Here is a 20,717-nt window from a genome sequence, read left to right on the forward strand (position 1 = left end):
CGCGCTGTTATGCCGGCGGCGAACACCGGCCGGACCGGGCCTGACGGTCCCTACCGTTCAGTCTCATGACGATGGCGACGCGTCCGGTCGAGTACACGGCCGACGGTCTGACGATGATCGGGCATCTCGCGCTCCCGGGCGGTACCGACCGGCGGCCCGCGGTGCTGCTCGGGCCGGAGGGCGTGGGGCTCAGCGACGTCGAACGCCGCCGGGCCGATGCCCTCGCCGAGATGGGGTACGTGGTGCTGGCCTTCGACCTCCACGGCGGGCGCTATCTGGCTGACCCCGAGGAGATGCTGGCCCGGTGCATGCCGCTGCTCGGTGATCCCGACCGGATGCGGGGAATCGGCCGTGCGGCCCTCGACGTGTTGCGCGCCGAACCGCGGACCGACCCCGACCGGATCGCCGCCCTCGGTTACGGCACCGGGGGCGCCATCGGGCTGGAACTCGGGCGCGACGGCGTCGACCTGCGCGCGATCGGGACGGTCAACGCAGTGACCACGGGGCGACCGGGAGAAGCGGCGCGCATCCGCTGCCCGGTGTGGGCGGGGGTCGGGTCGGAAGACCCGATCATGCCGCCTGCGCAACGGAACGCGTTCACCGCGGAGATGCAGGGCGCCGGCGTCGACTGGCGCCTCACCGTCTACGGCGGCGCCCTGCACGCCTTCCACCACCCGCCGGTCGGCCACGCGACGGTCCCCGGCGTCGACTACCACCCGCGGCACGCACAACGAGCCTGGCGCGACGTCGTCGACCTGCTCACCGAGTGCCTGCCCGTGACCCAGTGATCCGGTCATGACGTTGCCGGTCAGATGCGTGGGCGCGGCAGGGCTCGAACCTGCGACCACTCGGGTGTGAGGAGCGCCGACGACGTCCCTCCTGGCCACGACCTGCGACTACTGTGCGCGCTCCACCCCCAATCGAACGGCGGAGACCACGCCACGCGACGAGAGTTCGTGTCACGAGTGGTGTCACGCCCGAAGGCGGGTGGACCGTGCGCGGAGGTAGGTCTCGTCAGGTCAGCCGGCGTCGCGCAGATACCTCTCCAACGCGTCCCGCGCGATCTCCGACACCGATCGACCCTCGGTCACCGCACGCTGCTCGGCCTGACGCCGAACCTGCTCCGGTACCCGGAACGACACCCGCGGCGAATGCCGCCCCACCTCGCCGAGCGCGGGGCGACCCGGCCGCACGAGCCGCAACGCCTCCGCCGCGGCCTGCTCCGCGTACGCCTCGGTCACCCGCCGGCCCTGTCGGTCCCGAACCTCCTCGGTATCCAGATCGACGTCCGGACCGACCTCGTGACCCTCGCTCATCGGTCCTCCTCAAGGCCGTCGGCACGACATGGACGACCAACCATTCGTCCGGCAGGTCGAGCGCGACGATCTCCAACTCGACACCGGGATCGTCGGGCCCGATCCACACGAGCCGAACGTCTGCGGTTTCCGTCGCCGGCACTGCGACCGGCGAGACCGAGTTGATGACGTGCATTGCGTGCGCCTTGCCGACGCGGTGCCGGCGGGCAGGACACGTGAACCTGACCCGCACCCGGACAAGTTTTGTCAGACATAACCCGTCGAGAGCAAGACCGATGGCGACCTGCAGCCCTCTGTCGTATACGCCGTCTCCCGGGACATCAGGGCGTCGCGGTCCCCAGCGAGGTCGTCGGCATGGAAGGCGACCGCGACCGAGACCACGACGCGCACCCACCCGACGACGATCAGCTCCACCGCCGTCGCGATCCGGACGCCGTCGGTCGGGCTGCGGCCACCCGCGTCCCCGACCTCACGGGACGGAACACTCGTCGCAGTCCCGCCATGTCGGCTGCACGCTCACCCCACAGACGACGCCGGCCGACGCTCGCTCGTCCGGTCCAGCTCGTTCAGGACGTCCTCGGCGGTGACCCGGCCGGAGCGGACGGCGCCCTCCATGTAGCCGCTCCAGTCGACGGCGTACTCCGCGCCGGCCCAGTGGATGCGTCCCACCGGTTCCCGCAGGGCGGGGCCGTAGCTGGTCCAGGTGCCGGGGGCGAAGTGGGCGCCGTAGCAGCCGCGCGTGAACTCCTCCGCGCTCCAGTCCTTCTCGACGTAGGAAACGGGATCCGCCGCGTCGGGGCCGAAGTAGCGCACGAAGCGGTCGAGCACGGCCGTGCGGCGCTGCTCGTCGGGGAGCCGTTGCCAGCGACGGGCGTCGCCGCCCTCGACGAAGCCGAGCAGGACACCGACCTCGGCGCCGGGCGGGGAGACGTCGAAGGTCACCTTGACCGGGCCGGTGTCGGAGATCGCCTGCCCGTTGAGGCCGGTGTCGCGCCAGAACGGCGTCCGGTACGCCGCGAAGCACTTCGCCACGGTGCCGGCCGGTACCCGTTGGGTCAGCTGGTCGCGCCAGGCCGGCAGGACCGGGGAGTAGTCCAGCCGCCCCGACAGCGTCGGGGGGAGTGCCACGATCACTCGCGACGCGTGCAGGTGCTCGCCGGTCCTCGTCGTGACGGTGACTCCCCCGTCGTCCTGGACGATGCCGGAGACGACCGCTCCCAGCCGCACGTCGAGGTCCTCGGCGAGTCGTTGCGCGACCCGGACCGAGCCGCCGACCACGCGGTCCCTCTGCGCGCCCCGGTCCACCGAGATCAGCGTCTCGATGTCGCCGTTGCTGGCCGTGTAGAACAGCGTGTGCAGCAAGGACAGGTCCGTGGAGTCCGCCGAGTAGATCGCCTCGGCGAGCACCCGGAAGTAGGCACGCCCGGTCGGCGTCCGCAGGTTGCGACGGAGCCAGGACTCGTAGGTCTGCCCGTCGAGCAGCGCCGCGCGCGGGTGCGCCCACGGAGCGGCCGGATCGACACTGCGGGCCAGTCTCCCGAACCGGGCCAAACCCTGGGCGAGATCGGCGAGCGCAATCGGGTTCAGCTTCGGCGTCGCCCCCTTGTGCGACGGCATCCGGGACCGTCTGCCGCCGAGGTCCAGGACCAGGGTTCCGGCGTCGTTCCACGTGGGGAAGGTCTCGAGACCCAGCTCGGCGACCAACCGGTACATCTCGGTGTGGCCCTCCCCCAGCCAGGTGCCACCGAGCTCGATCGGCTGCCCCTCGAGCACGCCACCCTCGGTGCGCCCGCCGACCCGGTCACGCGCCTCCAGCACGGTCACCGACCGCCCGGACCGCGCGATGGTCCGCGCCGCGCTCAGCCCGGCCAGCCCCGCTCCGACGACCACCACGTCCAGGTCCGACATCGACGCCTCCACGCCTCACCAATCAAGTCAGTCGTATGACTGATTCACGGAACATACGAGTCGACCTCGGCACGACGCAAGGTCCGGTACCTGCCGCGCCTACGTTCGGCCGGGGCCCGCGAGCGCGACGACCATGTCGACCATCGCCTCGACGTCCTCGCGAGAGCGGGACTCGTCGGGGTCGCAGACGTACTGCAGGATCAGCCCGTCGAGGCCGGCGACGATGACGCGGGCGAGCCGGCCGAACGGAACAGCGCACGTCTCCCCCGCCCGGTGCGCGGCAGCCTGGCACCACTCGGCGACGACACGGCAGTAGCGCTCGTACTGCCACCGGGCCAGGTGCTCCTGCCCTCCAGCCCGCAGGGCATACGTTGTCAGCTCGTACTGCATGAGCTGCAGGCCGCGGTGGCCTGCGACGAGGCTCGACCAGAATCTCCGCACACCCTCGCGGATCGCGTGCGCCAGTCCCCGGTCGAGCTCGGCCGAGTCCTGCAGCACCTCCGCGATCTCCTCGACCACGTCCTCGATGACCGCCTGCAGGAGCTTCTCCTTCGACGGGAAGACGTACTGCATCGTCCCCAGCGGGACGCCGGCCTGCGCGGCGACCGCCCGCAGCGACGTGCCCGCGACGCCGTCGCGTGCCAGTGCGGTCCGCGCGGCGCCGATCAGCTGCGCGCGACGGACGGATGCTTCGACGTAGGGCACGGCGCCACCTTCCCGGTCAGACGACTGAGATGGTGCCATGTCGGCAGGCGTCGACGATCCGAGCGGGCGGGCCGCTTCCTCCACGAACCGCGCGCTCAAGCCTGCCCAGGGCCAGGAACGTCGCAGTGCTCAGTTCGGCGGAGTGCGGTCACGACCACATGAACGAGGACGACTCACCGGCGACGCAACCGACGCGAAGCAGAGAGACCGCAGGCGACATCGGAGAGTGGGCGCGGCAGGGTTCGAACCTGCGACCGCTCGGGTGTAAAGAGCGCCGACGACATCGACTACCGCCACAACCTGCGACAACTGCAGCCAGGTACACCGCGCCAAACAGCCAGAACCACACTAGACCCCCAACGTTCGTGTCACGGATGGTGTCACGCGACGCTCCTATGTGGCGGCTCGTACGTGGTAGAGGAGCCTCGGGGCCGATCACCGCGGAGCAGCTTAAATCGGCAACCTCAACCTGTACGGCTGGAAGCTGCGGTCGCTTGAGCTCCCGCAAAGGGCAGTGCAGGTCGGAAGGCGCAGATCGTCTACCCTCGCGCATGTGTTGTTTGACTTGACCAGGCTGGGCAGTCAACGGTTCGAGCACATGGTTCAGGCGTTGGCCCTCGACTGCATTGGCCCCGGAATACAAGTCTTTGGTAGGGGCCCCGATGGCGGCCGGGAGGCGACCTTCGACGGAGAGGTCCACCTCGATGGCAAGGCGAAGTGGGACGGCTATGGAGTCATCCAAGCCAAGTACCGTGACCGACTAACTGGAACGAGTGAAGACCAGAAGTGGTTCTTTGAGCAAGTTACGGCGGAGCTGGACGCGTGGATCAAACCCACAAGTAGACGCAAACTGAACCCGCCGAAGTATCTTATCATTGCAACAAATGTGCCGTTGACCGCAGTGGCAGAGTCCGGGGGGATCGATCGCCTGGACAAGCTTGTTACCGTATATCGAGACATGCAAGATAAGGATGGGAATAGAATTGGCTTACCCGACCTTCTCGACCATGCGCTCTGGCACGCCGAATATCTGGATCGACTCCTAGAAGGCAGCGAAGATATTCGGCATGCGTACGCCGACTTAGTCCTTCCTGGAGATGTACTAAGTCGACTCTTTGGAGTTCTGGACGGGCACGAGCGTCGAATCGCGGAGAGCTGGATTGGACATTTAAGCCGCGCCATTGCCGATGACTCCAGTGTCGAGCTTGGCGAATCAGGCGACATGGCCAACACACCATTGAAGCTAGCCGATGTAGCTGTTGACCTTCCGGCCCAGACTGACTCAGCGTCACTAACTACTGCGATTTCGGCAGTCATCGCACGATCGGATCACATTCTTCACCCGGCGCTCCACCCCGCGGCAAACGATCGCATGATAATGCTCGGAGGACCAGGTTCCGGAAAATCGACTCTATCGAGAATAATATGCCAAATCTACCGTAGTTCAATGCTTGCTTCTTATGCCCCGGGTCACATAACTCGACAAACCAGCCGCCTCGCTGGCGACGTGCAACAAATGCTGCTAGCCGGTGGTCTATCCCAACCGACTTTGCACCGCCTGCCAGTGCGGGTAGTGCTAGGTAAGTACGCTGACGCCGTAAGCAAGTTTCGACAGTTGACGCTCCTGCAGCATGTGACGGATCTAATTAATCAGCGCGCTTCGGAAGACGTCTCTGTTGCGGACGTTAAAGCATTGATGCGGAAGTGGCCAACTCTCGTGGCCCTCGACGGGCTCGACGAAGTTTCATCCGCGAGCGTCCGGGCCGACGTCTCTATCAAGATTGCAGACTTTCTAGAAGAGATGGCAGCGGCTCAAATAGACATTATGATGCTATGCACGTCGCGGCCAATTGGCTATGAGGACGATCCCCGCGTCGACTTTGAACACCTAAATTTAGTCCCCCTTTCTACTCAAGATGCCATCAGATATGCGCGTCGCCTGCTAGAGAAACGGTTCGAAGCCAGCCCCGAACGCCAAGAGCAGACGCTGCAGCGGCTGTCGCATGCTGCAAAGAGCGATGACACAGCGAAAGTAATGACCACGCCGCTACAGGTCACGATTCTGGCGCTTATCCTCGAGCAACGAACGCGCGCGCCAGCAAGCCGATGGGCGCTCTTCAGTGCCTACTACGATACAATCTTCGCACGCGAATGCAATAAGGCTGGCGAGCTAGGCGTACTTCTTGAAAGGTACCGCAGCCAGGTTAATGGTCTTCATGAGCAGTGCGCCTTAACTATTCACTGTAGGGCCGAGCGAGAGGGTCAAGCCGAGTCGATTCTTCCTATTGACGCTGTTGAACGTATCGCTCGCGATATCCTAGTCGAGGATGGCTACACCTCCACGGACATCGACCCGCTAATCGGCCAGCTTCTACGCCTAGCGCGCGAACGTCTCGTATTAATGGTGCCCCGGCAGAGCGGTGTGGCGTTCGAGGTTCGCAGCCTGACCGAGTTCTTTGCTGCCCGCGCGCTCATGGCGGGCGAAGACGCAGCTGACAGATTGCAGACCTTGATCACGTCAGCACACTGGAGCAACACCTGGCTCCTGGCTTCCGGCTACATCTTTAACGATCGCCGCGGCATGCGCGATGCGGTAGTGGCGAGGCTAGACAGGATCGACCAACTATTGTGGGCGCACCGCTTAGTCATGCCGGGAGCCGCACTAGCCATCGATGCGCTTGCGGATGGATTTGCTGCGCACGCACCGGGATATGAGTTGCAACTTACACAATCTGCAATGCGCCTGTTGAATGGGCCGATCGGTGAACATATTACCCGGCTGGCCCGGACATTGGCGCCACTGATGGCCGAGTCGAGGGATATTCGGTCTGCTGTAAACCAGGAGGTTGACGCGCGCATCGCACAGGGCACACCAGGCTCGCTCCGTGCCTTCCTTTCGGGTCTCGTCGACTCTGACACTGACGCGATAGCGGCAGCTGCGACCAGTAAACTGGCAGACTATGATGAAGAGCGTGGTCCGGAGCTTCATCCCGACTACACTTCTGATGCAACTGACGAATTCTGCATAGGTGAGGATCTCAATAGCAGATTGGTTAGTGTTGGCACCCCTAAACGACGCCTAACGGCGAGTTCTGATCCATCAAGAATATTGACGATCAGTTACGATGGAACGCCCGCAACGGCTTGGGTAATACCCGCCCGCGAAATCTTAATCGAGTACGTTATGAGCATATCCGATAAACGTTCTCAGATCCGAAAGATTCTCAGCGACGCCATGCAACGCGACGATGTCAGCTACTCGCTACTTGAGGACGGTTAAAAGATCCGTCGAAACGGCGTCAGGCTAAGTTTCCTGGATAAGCCGGTTACGCGACCGCGCCGCAACTCCAGCTAAGCAGCATCGTCCTCGGTCTCCTCGCTAATCTGCTCCTGAGCCTCACGGACCAGCGAGGTCGCCAGTGTCACAGCAATGAGCGCGTTGGCTGGACTGTATTGCACACGTCCGACAGCGTGTGCGCTGGCGTGGCGGTTGAACCGATCGGGGACTGGGTCACCGGCAGGAGCGTTGAACATCTTCAGAGCTGCCACGGCAGGAATGTGCACGAGTCCCCACCGCAGCTCAGACAGCGAAGCGTTTTCCTTGTGATCCTCGATCTCGGCCTTGACCTTTGCGTAGTAGCCACTAATGCGCTCAGGCTCGATTGTGAAGCGCAACGTCGTGTCGAAGATCGACGCAGCAAGGGCCTGCGCAGCAACCAGGTGGCCACCCTCAGCCACAGTCAGCATCTCCTCGAGCATCTCGGCCAGCTCGACAAGATCCTCGTCGACAACGTCGGCAATGACGGTCCGACAGTCCTCGATGATCTCGGCTTGGTGGCCCGCGAAGATCTGGCCACGCTCGTCGTCCGTCTCAGCCTGGATCAGCTGGTTCAGGATCGATGCTCGAGGCACCCATGCGGTCGGGTAGCCGGCCTCGGTGATGTCGAAGAGCTCGCTGATGCGAACCATGTCATTGAGCTCCTGCCAGTTCGGCGGAAGTCCCCGATGTATGGCGTCAGCGATCTTGCCGAAGTCGATCCGGGAAAGGACGCCGGCGAGCTGTTCACGTAAGCCTTCGAGCCAGACGAAGTCGATCTGCTGCAGATGCTCCGCCACGGCCTGCGCTGCCTCGGTCTGGATCTTGATCAGCTGTTGGTTGCGGGCGACCACCGCAGAGATGGCGTCGGTCTGACGCTTCACCACCGGTAGCTCGGCGATCCGGCCAGCCAGTGGCTGCATGATCCTCCTGATCCGCTCGACGTGAGCGTCCAGACCTCGGGCGAGGCTGTTCATGGCTTCCTCGGACGGCTGCCAGACATTGCTGGCGTCATTGGTTGCTTCCTCGTCCCCGTGCCCGTCCGCGGGTTCGTATGGCGGCCGCCGGTCGTCGGACACTGCTGGCCTCCTTCGTCGTGTCGAGGAGGCGAGCGTAGAGGTGAGCACCGATGACCACGGGCTGTCACACCCCCGCGCCACCGTCGAGTTGTGACGGGGATGCAGCTCGGCTCTTGCCAGTCCTCCGCGAGCGGCAAGATCGGTGTCTCCAGCTCGCCGAATCTGCGGTACAGATCGATCCGACACGCCACCGCCGGCCGCGGGTGGTGCAAGCGGCGTACTTGGTTCGTGGACGTTGTCCACAGCCTTGTCTTGCCGTACGGACGTGCTCGGTCACTCTTCGTCGCCCGACAACAGCTTGGACTCAACCGCTGAGGTGCTCCGACCCCAGAAGTAACGGATGCGTTCTACCGAACGAAGGTCGAGCAGGGACTCAAGCGGAGGGTGCTGCATGCAGCTCAACTTGCGGGTCGTCGACGGTGAGAATCCGATCGATGAACTGCACCACCTAGAAAGATGGCTGTCTAATGAGCAAGACCTTCGAGGCCGTCTGACGTATCCGGTCGCTGACATTACCCCTAAAGGCGAGATGGGCGGGCTTAGCGACGTACTTGTCGCGAGCCTCGCTAGCGGCGGAGCAGTAACAGTACTGGTCCAATCAATTCAATCCTGGATCGCTGCCCAGCGGCCAAAGGTATCGGTTGAGATCAAGACCAGGAAAGGAGACTCCATTCGAGTCGACGCTGAGGGGTTTTCCCCGGATGACTTGACGCGACTCCTTAAGGAGATCGATTGAAATTCTTTCGATGGCCGTGGACTGATTCAGCGTGACTGATGAAGCTGCGTTCGGCCGCCTCCCCGACCCGTCGGCTTCGCGCGTTGTCCTAATTGGCGCCAGCGAATTTAGCCATCTCAGTAGCTTGCCATCTGTTTCGCGTAACGTGGCCGCGCTTTCGGCGGCCTTCCGCAATCTCGATCTATGGGGCCTGCCGCAGCAGCATTGTGTCACCGTGCAGAATCCGGACTCGCTGACGGAACTGGTCACGCCGGTTGATGAAGCTGCTTCGTGCGCGGAAGACACGCTCATCGTCTACTACTCAGGCCATGGACTGGTCGATCGCGAAACCGGCGAGCTGCATCTTGCACTTCGCGGATCCATTGCCGATCGATCCTATACCGCTGTTCGGTATGACCTCGTACGACAGCAAGTCCTCCGAAGTCCGGCTCGACGCAAACTCATCATTCTCGACTGCTGCTATAGCGGCCGCGCACTCGGTTTAATGGGAGACGCCGCCACCGCTCTTGCAGAAGAAGCCGCTGCGGAGGGCACGCTAGTTATTGCCTCCGCGCCTGAAAATAGCGCGGCTTTGGCACCAGAAGGAGAGAACTTCACCGCGTTCACAGGAGAACTCCTAGATGTCCTTGATCGCGGCGTGAACTCTGAGGCCGAATACCTTGACGTAGATCTAGTTTATCGGAGAGTGTTCAGCGCACTCAAGGCTAAAATCGAGACCACTCCCGCAGAAGCGCGAGAGAAATACTGCTGGACGACTAGTGATTGCCCGCAATAGGGCACACCTGCGCTCAGATCTAATTCGACGTCTGCCCTCAGGTGACATTTTGCGAGCGGCGGAGGCTTTTGGCAATCGTTTCGATTTTCGTGAGACTCTCCATCGTTCCCGAAACACTGAGGTAGCGAGGTACTTCGACCAAGATTTCGGGAGGCAGGTTGTCGTTCGGTTCACCTTCGCAGAAGCCGACCAAGAGATCACGCCCGCTGTCTTGCGCAGCTTTAGGGCGACCACACGGATTCTGGCTGCTGCCGCTCATCCAGCAATTGTCTCAGTATATGAATCAGGTCTGACTTTTCGTGAATCGACCGAAGCACTCTTCGTGATCTTGGAAGACATGGACGCTGGATCGCTCCGAGAAAGGTTGCCAATCACCGAATCCGAGGCGGCAGATACTATAAGTATCGTACAGCGCTGGTTCGGACCACTTATGGCCGCGCTAGATCGACTTCATAGGTTGGAGATCGTTCACCGCAACCTCCGGCCCGAGACATTACTAATCGATACATTCGACCGGGTTAAACTAGGCGGCTTTCGATTTGCATCCTATTTATCCGACCTAGAGGCAAGAGCGAACTCCTCACCTCCGCAGGGCCTGCCAGCCGCTTACACGGCCCCAGAGGTAACGGCCGGGCAGGCTGTTACCGTGCGCTCCGATATCTACTCAATCGGCTGCATTCTCTATGAGGTACTGGCTCGGCGGCCAGTCTTCGTTGGAGAGTCAGACGTAGAACAAGCTTACATGCACCTTCGCGAGAAGCCTGATCCGCCGTCGGCATTAACGTCGTCCTCAGCAATTCAGCCGCTTGACAAGATCGCGCTGCGGGCACTTGCGAAAGACCCGAGCGATCGCTATGAATCTGTTTCCGATATGCAGCTGGAACTGGACCAGGCAGTCGCTAGCGCCGTAGCAGCTCTCGTCGGCGCCGGATATCCTCAGGCGGAAGTGGGAGAAGATGTTGCCGAGCCCGACGGCGAAGCCGAGCAGGCCAATAAAGTCGTAGTCGAGCAGCCGATACAGCGAATGGCTGAACCGGCACGAAGCGCCGGGGGTTCACTGAGCTCTGAACGACAGGACGCAAGGAAGTCGAGCGGCAGCGGAGGGTTGTTTCTTCTCGTTGCGCTACTTGTGCTGATGATTGTGATTGCCGCCTTGGTCGGAGTTCGGTGACCGCGTAGGAGGATCTGGGGCGTACCACGCCCGCAGCATGTGATCTGGCGTTCATCTGGGTGGGACCAACTCGATCCCTTGCCGGGTTAGGACGGTCAAGTCCAGAAACCATTCTCGAAGACTCCGGGCGTGCCACAGGTCGACTGCGTCGGAGATATGGCTTTTCGCTTGCGCAGCGCTGAGGCCGTTCACAGCCATCAGGTGATGGAACGCCTGGTCCGCCGTTCCATGTATTTCAGCGAGGCCGTAATGGGTGGTGCGGTGGCAGTCGGTGCACAGGCAGACGAGCCGGCGCAGCGACTGGACGCTGTGCTTGGCGTCGTAGGCCCACCGCTCGTGTGCTTCGAGCCATCGTTGTTCGGCGCGGTTCTCGGCCGCTCCACATGCCTCGCAGGTGCGGCCGGCTCGGCGGGTGACCATCCAGCGGACGCGATCCCAGTCGCGGGGTGCGACGCAGCTGCGGACGTTCGTGAACCACGACGTCGTCGGAATGAGGTCGACGAACAGGCCCGGCTTGTAGGTGCGGTCCTCGCCCGGTAGCAGGTCGGGAAGCTCTGGGCGCGCAGCCCACTGCTGCAGCTCGGGCGTGGCCGGTCGCGGGTCGTACCAGCGGCGGGCGTGCGGGTCCCAGCGCGCGCCGACTGCCTTCGCGGCATCCTTCTCCGCGTAGGGGACGTCGAGCCAGATGCGATCCGCCCGCGTGGTGGCCGTGCTGCTGGACGGCTGGCCCATGGTCGTCGCCTCCCTCGTCGTCTCAACGACCGAGGGTCTCACCGACCACCGACATTAATCGAGCACGAAGGCTGCGTCGGCGGCCGTTCAGCGGGGTCGGAGGGCATGTGAAGGTACGAGCTGGCGGTCGGCGATGTAGCGCTCGGTGCGGCCGTCGCGGTACGGAATGTGCAGCGTGACGACCCCGAACCACCGCCCGTCGCTGCCTCGTACCCACTCCCAGAACCCGCCCGGGATCTCCTGATCGAGATCGAGGCCGGCCGGCAACGCGTCGACGTTCCCGGCGCCCGGGTAGGCCCGTCGTAGGTCGACCCACACCGCCCGCGCGCGTGGCCCCGCCAGGCCATATCTATCGGCTCGGCCTCGACTCGAACGCACGGTCGAATGATGACCGACCGGCGGCGGATCCGCCACGACGGCCCGCTCACATCGGACGTCAGCGGTGGAGGACGTCCACGTCGCCGTCCGTGTCGGCGTCATCGTGCCCGGTGCCGTCGGCTCGATCGTCGGCGTCCCAGGCAGCGAGGTCGTCAGCGTGGTCGGCCTCGACCGTCTGCTCGTAGCGGCGGCGCTGCTCGATCTCTTGCAGCGCGACTTGTGCTCGCGCGACGTCCTCGGCGGTCTCGTCGAGCGTCGGGATCCCGGCTCGGGTACTGGTGTCCGCTCGTTCGTCGGCCTGGGGGGCGCTGAGTTCGCGGATGCCCGGGACGTCGGTCTCGGCCACCTGCTCGGCGACATCGTCCGCCTCCTCCACGTCGGCGGCACGCTGGTTGGTCGGGTGGTCGCTGAGCTCGTAGTCCTCGGTGATCTCGCGGTGGCGGTCGGTCTCGGCCTGTTCGGCGCGGTGGGCTTCGATCCACTCGTCGGCGGTGACCCGGTCGGGCGCTTCGGGGTCGACTCCGCGAGCGCGGAGCTCGGCTCCCGCGCGGTGCGCGTTGTCCCGCGTGACAGCGGTTTCGGCGAACCAATGCGACCGTGCTTCGTCGACCTCTCCCAGTTCGCGGGACACCTGCTGCGCGTCGGCGGCGTCGGCGGAGGCGTTCTCGGACGCGTCGCGGAGGGTCTCGATCTGGTCGTCGTCTCGGCCCGGGCTCTTCGCACGGGCGGCCCAGACGGCGGCGTCGGTGCGCGAGCGCGCGGCGTGCTGGTGGGCGGCGGCCAGATCGTCGTCGACGTGCCGTGGCGCCCAGGTCTCCTCGCGCTTGAGAGCGTGGTAGCGGGCCCGGAGCTGGCCGTCGCTCATTCCGGCCTCCTCGGCGCCGGCGTCGACCAGGCCGAGCGCCTTCGTGGGCGGTGCGGAACACGGCGGCCTTCTCGACCATGCCGGGCGCCGGGGCGGCGCCGAGCAGGTCGGTCTCGTCGCCCTGGTGGGCGGCGAGCTCCCGGTGGGCGCCTGCCCACCCGGCGCGCTGCTCCCATTCCTGGCGAGCCAGTGGGTCCTCGGCGCTGTCCGGGACCGGTCCGAGGGAGTCGAGCGCCCACCCGGGCGGGTCGTTCGCCAGCTCGGCGCCCAGCTCGTGGCGGCGGGTGTCCGCGGCGTCGGCGCGGTCCTGCAGGAACTGGCGGTCCTTCTCGTCGGTGACCGTGGCGGGGATGAGATCGGCGGCGCTGTCCAGGTGCGGGGTGAGGCGGCCCAGCAGGCTGCTGGTGATGCGGTGGTGCAGCACCTGGGCCGGGGACTTGGCGTCGGTGAGGCCGCGGTCGTCGCGGGCGGCGTCGGCGAGGACCTGGTCCGGGTCGTGGCCGGCCAGCTCGGCGGTGCGCAGCAGCCGCTCCAGCGTCGGCATCGCCTCGTCGGCGGCAAGCCGCGTCCGCTCGTGGGCGGTTAGGGTGCCGTCGGCGGCCAGGGCGTCGAGGGTGCTGTGGGTGCGCTCGGCGGTGACGCGTTGCGCGACGTGGATGAGCTTGTCGAGGTGGGTCATGGTCGAGGCGGCCTGCTGCTGGGCACGTTCCTGCTCGGAGAGGGAAGAGCGTTGCTGCTCGGCGGCGTCGAGGAGGTCCTCGATCACGGCGCGGGCGGTGCGGGGTTCGAGCTCGAACGTGCGCCCGGTCTCAGAGTCCTCGGCCAGGCGGCGGGTGGCGGTCCAGGCTGTGTTGTCGTCGCGGCCGCGGGTCATCGCGACGTAGACCGCGGCCGCGTCCATGCCGGTGCCGACGACTGAGTGGGTGGTGTCGACGGTGCGTCCCTGGGCGGCGTGCACGGTGGAGGCGTAGGCGAGCGTGACGTGCTCGGCGACGTAGCCGGCGGGCAACTGCAGGGTCTCCCCCGCGGCCGGACCGGTGGCGCGTTCGACGGTGAGTCCGCCGTCCTCGCGAATGGCGGTGACGCTGAAGGTCTGCCGGTTCAGCGGGACGCCGTCGTTGCCCTCGAACCCGGCCAGGTGCCAGGCGTTCGCGCGGGCCTGGATGACGTCGCCGACCCCGGCGACACAGCCCTGCGCGCCGTCAGCGCCGAGCGCCACACCCGCCTCGTCGACGAGGCCGAGTCGGACGAGGTCGGCGCGCAGGGCGGCGCCGACGCGGGCGGCGTCCTCGTTCGAGGCGACCAGCAGCAGTGACTCCTGCCCGGTGACGGTGTCGCCGAGCCAGGCGCGGGCGGCGTCGGACTCGGCCTGGTCTGCGGTGCCGGCGTCGAAGAGCCGGCCGTGCTTGGCGTACTCGTCGAGCGCGCCGCGGTCGCCGTCGCGCAGTCGCAGCGATGCAGGGCCTTCCCAGTCGGCGGTGAAGCGGCGGACGTCGGTGAGTTCGTAGTGGATCCCGCACTCGGCGAGGTCGGCGAGGGTGCCGCCGGGGCCGACGGCGGCGAGCTAGTGGGGGTCGCCGACGAGTAGCAGCTTGGCGCCCGCGGCCTGGCAGCGCTGGTGGATCTCGCCCAGCTCCGTGGTGCCGGCCATCCCGGCCTCGTCCACGACGACCAAGTCTCCGGCGCGCAGACGAAGGGCGTCGTCGCCGAACCGGTCGGGTGCGCCCAGGCGGGCGGTGTCGAGGCGTCGCTGGGCGCCGAGCCACCGGTGGGTGTTGGCGGTCGTGAGGCCGTCCTCGGCGAGCACCTGCGCGGCGATCTCGGAGGGCGCCAGCCCGAACACCCGCCGCTCCCCCAGCTCCCGCGGGCCCTCGCCCGGTGCGCCCGGCTGGTCGCCCGAACCGGGTGTGGCGCGCCCGGTCCAGGCGTCAGCGAGCGCGCCGACGGTGAACGACTTCCCGGTCCCGGCGGCGGCGACCATCACCTCGAGTTGCGCGCCGGACGTGAGGATCCCGCGCAGGGCGGCGGCCTGGTCGTCGCCGAGCTCGCGCCCGGACGCGGCCATCTGCGCCACCAGCGCGTCGGCCTGCTCGGTGGTCAGGGCGGGTGCGCCGCGGTCGACGGCGGCGTCGCGCAGGGCCTGGTCGGCGGCCAGTTGCCCGACGGTCGAGAACCGGGCGGACCCGGGTCCTTCGAACACTGACGCTCCGTTCTGCAGTCGCAGGTCCTCGGGCCACGCGCTGGTATCGGTCTCGGGGACGTGCCGGAGACCGGCCTGCAGGGCTTCATCGGTCAGACCGTCGAGCAGCTCCCGCACCCGCTCCGGAGACAGGCCGAGGTTGCCGGGTAGCTCGTCAGACACAGCGCGGATCAGGTCGGAGCGGGTGAAGGAGCCGCCCTGCTCGGCGACCCGGGCGAGTGCACGGTCCAGGACGTCGCGTACCGAGAACTCGGCCGCTGGGTCGGATTGCTGGGCACGGTCGAGCACGTCGGTGGCGACTGCGGTGAGGCCGGCGCCGACTTCGGCGCGCAGTTCGGCGTCCCACCGGTCCAGGCGTTGCTCGGTGGTCTCCCCTTCGTGTGCCTTCGCGGCGCGGGTGGCGAGGGTGGCTTCCTGGGCGAGGCGGGTGCGCTGCAGGGCGTTGGGCTCGTGGCCGTACCGCTCCTTGTAGGCGTCGACGAGTTCCTGGGTTTTGGCGGTGATCGCTCGGTGGCGGGAGGAGAACAGGTCGATGACGTCCTGGCGGACGCCGATCACCTCGCGGGCCTTGCCGTCGGGGCGGGTGCGGAGTAATAGCGCAGGTTGTGCAGGTGCGTGTCCAGTCCGAGGCGCGCGGCCATCCGGGCGTACCGCTGCGTTACCGACGATGGCACGAGGTGCGAACTACCATCCGGCTCCAGCGAGAACACGAATGCGTTATCTGAGAACCCGATCCCAAGGACATCGGCCCGCTCCTCGCACCGTGTGCGGTGCTCACGAAGGATCGCCACCGTCTCGGAATCGAGCACGATCCGTCGCTGCTGGTGAGTCTTGGTGTCCTTATCTCGCCGGACCCGACCATCCTGCGCGATCGCGCGGCGCAGCATCAGTGTCCTACCGTCGAGGTTCACATGAGCCACCGCAGCGCGCACAGCTCCCCGCGGCGGCAGCCCGTCGTCATCGCCAGCCAGACCAGCGCGCCCCAGTCCGGATCGCGCCACGCCTCGGCGACGATCCGCGCCGCCTGGGCGGCATTCGGCGGCGTTGGGTCCGGCGGCGGCTTCGCAGGCGGGTCGACGAACTCGACCGGGTTCACCGATACCCATCGCCAGCGCACACCGCGGGTGTACGCGCCGTTCAGCACGAAATGGATGTGTCGCACGGTCGCAGGCGCCAGCGGGCGGCACGTGTGTGAACGGCACCGGTCGTCGCACACGTGCTCGCGCGGAGTCCGGTGGTCGACTCCGCATTGCCCCGAGCAGTGCGCCCGGCACCGCCTGAGCTCGGCGTAGAGCGAGTCCAGGGCCTCGGCGCCGACGGCGCCAGCCTTCGTCTCTCCGATGAACGGCCGGACGTGCTTCTCCAAGTACCGCCTGTATGCCTTATGCGTAGTCGGCCCGACATCGAGCGTCTCCAGGTACCGATCGAGGAGCTGGTCGAGGGTCGCACTCATGCGCGGGCTCCGCTGCTCGTCGACCTGGTTCAGGAGCCGCGTGCGCGGCCTCCGCCCGAGCGGCCTGCTTTGGCCCGGGCTCGACGATCTCGACGAGCGTGTTCCGCTTCCCTGACACCGGGTCCTTGCCGCCGTAGACACGGACGCGCAGCGCTCCGCTGGGCAGCTCGTCGATCGCGCCGCGCTGTCGCTGGCGACCGGCCTTCGCCCGTGTCATGACACGAGGGTACGACCGCTTCGTGTCACGAATGGTGTCATGCGCGACTGGGATCGATCATGAAGATCAGATATTGGCTGGTCAAAGAGGTGGGCGCGGCAGGGTTCGAACCTGCGACCGCTCGGGTGTAAACCGAGTGCTCTCCCGCTGAGCTACGCGCCCCGGAGCCGGGGATCCGGCCCGCAGGTTCTACAGGGCCGAGAGGGCTTTGCGCCACCCGTCCTGGTCACGGGCCTCCCCCGGGCCGTTCACCTCGGTGAAGGCGAGCGTCCCGTCCGTGCGGACGAGGAACGTGCCGCGCAGGGCGAAGCCGGCCCTGTCGTTGAACACGCCGTACCGCTGGGCGACCGCGCCGTGCGGCCAGAAGTCCGACAGCAACGGGAACCGGTAGTCCCGCGCCTCGGCCCAGGCCTTCAGCGTGAACGGGTGGTCCACCGAGACCGGGAGGACCTGGACGCGGTCGTTCTGGAACGTGCCGAGGTCCTCGCGGAGCTCGTTGAGCTCGCCCGTGCAGACCCCGGAGAACGCGAACGGGTAGAACACGACCAGCACGGCCTTGTCGCCGCGGAACGACGAGAGCGTGACCGGCTGCTTGTTCTGGTCCTGCAGGGTGAAGTCGGGAGCCTCGGAGCCCACCTCGAGTGCCATGCCCCGAGCCTAGCGGCCGCGCCGCAGCCCCGGACCGACCGTCGTGCGGGCCTCCTCGATCAAGGCGCGGAGGTCGTCGTCGAACTGCTCGGGGTCGCGCAGCGTGATCCGGTGCATGATCACGGTCTTCGACGTCGGGAAGGCCGTCCGGAGCCTCGGGTGCGACGCCTCACGCATCAGCTCGAGGCCGATCTCCAGATAGTGGCTCTTGACGTAGCCGGAGGTGAAGATCCGCGTCCGCCGGTACTGCACCTGACTCGTGTGGACCTGCTCCTCGACGTCGGGCAGGCCCCGGCAGAACGTCCGGTACAGCGTGAACAACGCCAGGTCGTCGGCGTCGAGGGGCGCCGTCAGTTCGTCCCACGTGGACTCCACGAGCGACAGCATGCCAGCACCCGGACGACCGTTCGGCGATGTGGCGACCGATACTCCCGGAAACGGTCGAACTCGATTGACTCGGAAGGTACGTAAAGGCAGTGTTTACGGCAGCGGACCAGCAGATCCGCTAGCCCAACGAGTTTTTCGGCAGCCCCTCATGTTCTTGTTCTCGGCCGCCTTGCGGAGCGCCCGCGCGGCCCGCGCCCGTATCTCGACCGATCCGTACCTTCTCCTTGCCCACAGTGCCCGTCGCGACGCGAACGTCCTGACGGACGAGACCGACGGGCCCACGCTCGGCGGACCGTTCCTGCACTGGGTCCCGGACCATCCCGACGGTGACCGCCTCGCGGGTGAGTTCCTCCCGATCCCGGTGGACGACGCGAAGGCGGTCGCGGCCGGGCGGCCGCGTCGCCGTCGCTGAACCTGATCACACCGAGATCGGCGGCAGGGTCCGGTTCTGGCGAGATCGTGTCCTGAACCGGATGTGACTCCTTGCGACCGCGCCCGCCGAAGATCAGCGGTTCGGTTCTGATCGTGGCCAACTACGGCACCGATCAGGACCCGACTGACGATCATCGTCGAGGCCGAAGGCCTGGGAGCGCCGCCCTGACCCGCCCCGGTGGACCGGCCGGCCCGGTGGTGGGTCGGTGAGCCCGGTGGTGGGTCGGTGAGCCCGGTGGCGGGTCGGTGAGCCCGCTGGTGGGTCGGTGAGCCGGTAGGCCGTCACGCCCGCAGCCACGTCCGCTCATGATCAGTCGTCGCGTCCGGATCAGAGCCGAATCCGGCCATCATCCGTACGCATCCGATGATCACTGGTCGGCAGCGGCTCAGGAAAGGCGCTCCCGGAACGCGGCGCTGATGCGGGACCAAGTGGGGCCAGACCCCACGCCGGCCGGCGGGCGCCAGGCCACGCCCGGCCGCGCCGGACCCCACACCGGGCCGCGCCAGACCCACGCCGGACGATGCGGACCTCACGCCGGACGTCGGGCACCCAACCATGCGCTCGTCACGGCCGAGGCCAGGGCAAGCACGCCCAACGGGATCGCGAGCTCCGTCACGTCCACGAAGGACGTCGCGAGCCACGGGGCGGCGAATCCGACGTAGGCGGCGGTGTAGAACAGCCCGTTGACCGCGCCACGACGTTCCGGTGCGGCCAGACGACCGACCAGCGTGAGGCCGGCGTTCAAGCACAGACCACCGCCCGCGCCGAGCAGGAATCCTGCCACGCCGACGAGCACGACCGACCCGGTGAACGCCGCGGCGACGCCGCAGCCGTAGCCGAGCGCTCCGAGCGCCGCTCCGGTCGGTCCGACGAAGCGACCGAGCCGGTGCGCGAACGGCTGCACGAGCGTGCCGGTGCCGAGCGTCAGGGCGGCGAGCAGGCCGGTGAACGCGACCAGGCCGGAACGCCCGGGCAACAGCAGCGGCAGAACGGTCACCGACACCGACGGGAACGCGTACACGCACACTGCCGTCGGGACGACGATCCGTCCGAACGTCCGCCGGGACGGGCGGTCGAGCCCGGGGCGCGGGAGCAGGCTCGTACCGGCGGCGACGACCGGGCGGGGTCCGAGACCGACGACCGCGACCATGAGAGCGACCGCGACGATCATGATCGCGACGTGCACGAGGTACGGCAGCGTCAGCGGCAGCGGCCCGTACGCGGCCAGCAGGCCGGACGCGAGCGGGCCCAGGCAGAACCCGGCGGTCTGGGCGACGGAAGCGGCTCGGGCGGCCCGGGAAGGCGAACCGGGGTACAACTCCTGCAGCCACGCGCTGCCCACGCTGAACACGGCGCCGGACGCGAGGCCCTGCAGGAACCGCGCCGCGAACAACAGCGCCAGCGCCTGCGATCCGGCCAGGAACACCAGCGACGCGAGCGTCACGACGACGGCCGCGGGCAGCAGCACCCGCACGCGCCCGTACCGGTCCGACGCCGGGCCACCGAGCAGCAGTGACGGCGCCAGACCGAGCGCGTACACACCGAAGATCGCCGCGAGGGTGCTCGCCGAGAGATCGAGCTCCGACCGGTAGACGAGCAGCAACGGGGTCGGCACGTTCGTGCCGAACGCGACGGCGAACAGCAGACCCCGCGCGACCCACCGCACGCGGTGGCTCAGCGCTGTTTGCCCTTGCCCGCCTTGGGGGACGCCAGTCGCGCGCCGGCCCAGTCGTCGCCGACGCTCTGGTTCGACGTCTGGGACAGGCCCGCCGTCCCGGCCGCCTCGGCGATCTCGGACGGCTCCAGGTGACCGTCGCGACCGGTCTTCGGCGTCAGCACCCAGACCACGCCCTCTTCGGCGAGCGGTCCGCGGGCGTCGACGAGGTTGTCGGTCAGGTCGCCGTCGCCCTCCCGGAACCAGAGCAGGACGACGTCGATGACCTCCTGCGCATCCTCGTCGAGCATCTCCTCGCCGGTGACGTCCTCCACCGCTTCGCGGATGGCCTCGTCGACGTCGGAGTCGTACCCCAGTTCCTGGACGACCATGCCCGGCTCGATGCCGAGCTTGCCCGCGATGTCGGACTGCTGTCCGGCACCCTCCGCGGCCACCACTCGTTCCCCTCTCACGCAGTCTTCGCTACCTCATCCGGGCACGGGGCGCTGAAGGCCGTCGGGGCCGGATGCGGAATCCGAACACGTGGGCCGTACCCCGCGCAACCGCCACCCATCCCCGTCGTGCCTCAGGACACGAACGGTTCAGTTACGCACCGGTAGTACATAACCTCGGACAGGCCTGTGACCGTCCGGTTTCGACCACCTGACGGAAGGGGCAGGATGGTCATCGGGTCATCACCCACCCGGCCATCCATCGACGACGATCACGCCCACGCGAGGAGAT

The 20,717-nt window shown here is 66.9% G+C and carries 24 protein-coding genes and 1 tRNA gene; 10 read left to right on the forward strand and 15 right to left on the reverse strand.

From position 1 onward, the window contains the following. Positions 1-65 precede the first annotated feature (65 nt). Positions 66-788, forward strand: coding sequence for a dienelactone hydrolase family protein (locus tag EV378_RS05035; RefSeq protein ID WP_132421538.1), 723 nt, complete (start codon positions 66-68; stop codon positions 786-788). A gap of 231 nt (positions 789-1,019) precedes the next feature. On the opposite strand, the gene EV378_RS05040 is transcribed toward EV378_RS05035, so the two are convergent. The 4 genes from EV378_RS05040 to EV378_RS05050 all read right to left on the reverse strand — a co-directional run bounded on the left by EV378_RS05040 (position 1,020) and on the right by EV378_RS05050 (position 3,929). Next, on the reverse strand, positions 1,020-1,316 hold the full coding sequence (locus tag EV378_RS05040; RefSeq protein ID WP_132421539.1) for a ribbon-helix-helix protein, CopG family: 297 nt from the start codon (positions 1,314-1,316) through the stop codon (positions 1,020-1,022). A gap of 246 nt (positions 1,317-1,562) precedes the next feature. Continuing rightward, complete coding sequence (locus EV378_RS35220) at positions 1,563-1,730, reverse strand: hypothetical protein (RefSeq protein ID WP_165922145.1); 168 nt, start codon at positions 1,728-1,730, stop codon at positions 1,563-1,565. A 102-nt stretch (positions 1,731-1,832) separates the two neighbouring features. Continuing rightward, entirely contained in the window at positions 1,833-3,224 is a 1,392-nt protein-coding gene (locus EV378_RS05045; protein ID WP_132421540.1) for a flavin monoamine oxidase family protein, read from the reverse strand. 99 nt (positions 3,225-3,323) lie between these two features. After that, positions 3,324-3,929, reverse strand: coding sequence for a TetR/AcrR family transcriptional regulator (locus EV378_RS05050; RefSeq protein ID WP_132421541.1), 606 nt, complete (start codon positions 3,927-3,929; stop codon positions 3,324-3,326). 553 nt (positions 3,930-4,482) lie between these two features. On the opposite strand from EV378_RS05050, the gene EV378_RS05055 reads away from it, so the two are divergent. After that, positions 4,483-7,209: an NACHT domain-containing protein gene (locus EV378_RS05055; protein WP_132421542.1), complete on the forward strand. Its 2,727-nt coding sequence runs from the start codon at positions 4,483-4,485 to the stop codon at positions 7,207-7,209. A gap of 71 nt (positions 7,210-7,280) precedes the next feature. On the opposite strand, the gene EV378_RS05060 is transcribed toward EV378_RS05055, so the two are convergent. Further along, on the reverse strand, positions 7,281-8,324 hold the full coding sequence (locus EV378_RS05060) for a hypothetical protein (protein WP_132421543.1): 1,044 nt from the start codon (positions 8,322-8,324) through the stop codon (positions 7,281-7,283). A 391-nt stretch (positions 8,325-8,715) separates the two neighbouring features. Between EV378_RS05060 and EV378_RS37000 the strand changes: the two genes are divergently transcribed. Genes EV378_RS37000 through EV378_RS05070 form a run of 3 tightly spaced genes read left to right on the forward strand, consistent with a single transcriptional unit; the run spans position 8,716 to position 11,006 of the window. Then, positions 8,716-9,060 carry an effector-associated constant component EACC1 gene (locus tag EV378_RS37000; RefSeq protein ID WP_424511204.1) on the forward strand — a complete coding sequence of 115 codons (345 nt, stop codon included), beginning with the start codon at positions 8,716-8,718 and terminating at the stop codon, positions 9,058-9,060. A gap of 31 nt (positions 9,061-9,091) precedes the next feature. Then, positions 9,092-9,835, forward strand: coding sequence for a caspase family protein (locus EV378_RS05065; protein ID WP_132421544.1), 744 nt, complete (start codon positions 9,092-9,094; stop codon positions 9,833-9,835). Then, complete coding sequence (locus EV378_RS05070; RefSeq protein ID WP_243653291.1) at positions 9,819-11,006, forward strand: serine/threonine protein kinase; 1,188 nt, start codon at positions 9,819-9,821, stop codon at positions 11,004-11,006. The genes EV378_RS05065 and EV378_RS05070 overlap by 17 nt, the downstream gene beginning before the upstream one ends. Before the next feature lie 51 nt (positions 11,007-11,057). On the opposite strand, the gene EV378_RS05075 is transcribed toward EV378_RS05070, so the two are convergent. Together EV378_RS05075 and EV378_RS05080 are read right to left on the reverse strand one after the other, a co-directional pair. Further along, positions 11,058-11,738 carry a DUF5710 domain-containing protein gene (locus EV378_RS05075; protein ID WP_132421546.1) on the reverse strand — a complete coding sequence of 227 codons (681 nt, stop codon included), beginning with the start codon at positions 11,736-11,738 and terminating at the stop codon, positions 11,058-11,060. 436 nt (positions 11,739-12,174) lie between these two features. Next, positions 12,175-12,981, reverse strand: coding sequence for a hypothetical protein (locus EV378_RS05080; RefSeq protein WP_132421547.1), 807 nt, complete (start codon positions 12,979-12,981; stop codon positions 12,175-12,177). A gap of 43 nt (positions 12,982-13,024) precedes the next feature. Here EV378_RS05080 and EV378_RS05085 point away from each other — a divergent pair, with 43 nt between their 5' ends. The 4 genes from EV378_RS05085 to EV378_RS05100 all read left to right on the forward strand — a co-directional run bounded on the left by EV378_RS05085 (position 13,025) and on the right by EV378_RS05100 (position 14,569). Continuing rightward, positions 13,025-13,567 (forward strand): hypothetical protein, encoded by a 543-nt coding sequence (locus EV378_RS05085; RefSeq protein WP_132421548.1) that lies wholly within the window; start codon positions 13,025-13,027, stop codon positions 13,565-13,567. Between the two features lie 33 nt (positions 13,568-13,600). After that, the gene (locus EV378_RS05090; RefSeq protein WP_132421549.1) at positions 13,601-13,900 is read left to right on the forward strand and encodes a hypothetical protein; all 300 of its coding nucleotides are present in this window, start codon (positions 13,601-13,603) and stop codon (positions 13,898-13,900) included. Then, complete coding sequence (locus tag EV378_RS05095; protein ID WP_132421550.1) at positions 13,901-14,296, forward strand: hypothetical protein; 396 nt, start codon at positions 13,901-13,903, stop codon at positions 14,294-14,296. A gap of 87 nt (positions 14,297-14,383) precedes the next feature. Next, positions 14,384-14,569, forward strand: coding sequence for a hypothetical protein (locus EV378_RS05100; RefSeq protein ID WP_132421551.1), 186 nt, complete (start codon positions 14,384-14,386; stop codon positions 14,567-14,569). On the opposite strand, the gene EV378_RS05105 is transcribed toward EV378_RS05100, so the two are convergent. From EV378_RS05105 to EV378_RS05135, 6 genes are all read right to left on the reverse strand, one after another. Further along, positions 14,546-15,739, reverse strand: coding sequence for an AAA family ATPase (locus tag EV378_RS05105; protein ID WP_132421552.1), 1,194 nt, complete (start codon positions 15,737-15,739; stop codon positions 14,546-14,548). The genes EV378_RS05100 and EV378_RS05105 overlap by 24 nt on opposite strands. Beyond that, positions 15,736-16,092, reverse strand: coding sequence for a site-specific integrase (locus EV378_RS05110; protein WP_132421553.1), 357 nt, complete (start codon positions 16,090-16,092; stop codon positions 15,736-15,738). Before EV378_RS05110 ends, EV378_RS05105 begins: the two co-directional genes overlap by 4 nt. Continuing rightward, the gene (locus EV378_RS35225) at positions 16,089-16,634 is read right to left on the reverse strand and encodes a tyrosine-type recombinase/integrase (protein ID WP_165922147.1); all 546 of its coding nucleotides are present in this window, start codon (positions 16,632-16,634) and stop codon (positions 16,089-16,091) included. Before EV378_RS35225 ends, EV378_RS05110 begins: the two co-directional genes overlap by 4 nt. Before the next feature lie 307 nt (positions 16,635-16,941). Then, positions 16,942-17,013, reverse strand: a tRNA-Val gene (locus EV378_RS05125). Positions 17,014-17,040: 27 nt separating this feature from the next. Beyond that, on the reverse strand, positions 17,041-17,499 hold the full coding sequence (locus tag EV378_RS05130) for a peroxiredoxin (protein WP_132421555.1): 459 nt from the start codon (positions 17,497-17,499) through the stop codon (positions 17,041-17,043). Between the two features lie 9 nt (positions 17,500-17,508). Continuing rightward, positions 17,509-17,886 carry a DUF5655 domain-containing protein gene (locus EV378_RS05135; protein WP_132421556.1) on the reverse strand — a complete coding sequence of 126 codons (378 nt, stop codon included), beginning with the start codon at positions 17,884-17,886 and terminating at the stop codon, positions 17,509-17,511. A 148-nt stretch (positions 17,887-18,034) separates the two neighbouring features. On the opposite strand from EV378_RS05135, the gene EV378_RS05140 reads away from it, so the two are divergent. Further along, on the forward strand, positions 18,035-18,298 hold the full coding sequence (locus EV378_RS05140; protein ID WP_132421557.1) for a hypothetical protein: 264 nt from the start codon (positions 18,035-18,037) through the stop codon (positions 18,296-18,298). A 550-nt stretch (positions 18,299-18,848) separates the two neighbouring features. On the opposite strand, the gene EV378_RS05145 is transcribed toward EV378_RS05140, so the two are convergent. Further along, a complete protein-coding gene (locus tag EV378_RS05145) occupies positions 18,849-19,985 on the reverse strand; it encodes an MFS transporter (RefSeq protein WP_207908580.1) in 1,137 nt (378 codons plus the stop codon). A gap of 8 nt (positions 19,986-19,993) precedes the next feature. Then, positions 19,994-20,431, reverse strand: a complete 438-nt coding sequence (locus tag EV378_RS05150) for a DUF3052 domain-containing protein (RefSeq protein ID WP_132427454.1) — start codon at positions 20,429-20,431, stop codon at positions 19,994-19,996. Positions 20,432-20,717 lie beyond the last annotated feature (286 nt).

Origin of the sequence: Pseudonocardia endophytica (assembly GCF_004339565.1) — a bacterium.
Lineage (GTDB): Bacteria > Actinomycetota > Actinomycetes > Mycobacteriales > Pseudonocardiaceae > Pseudonocardia > Pseudonocardia endophytica.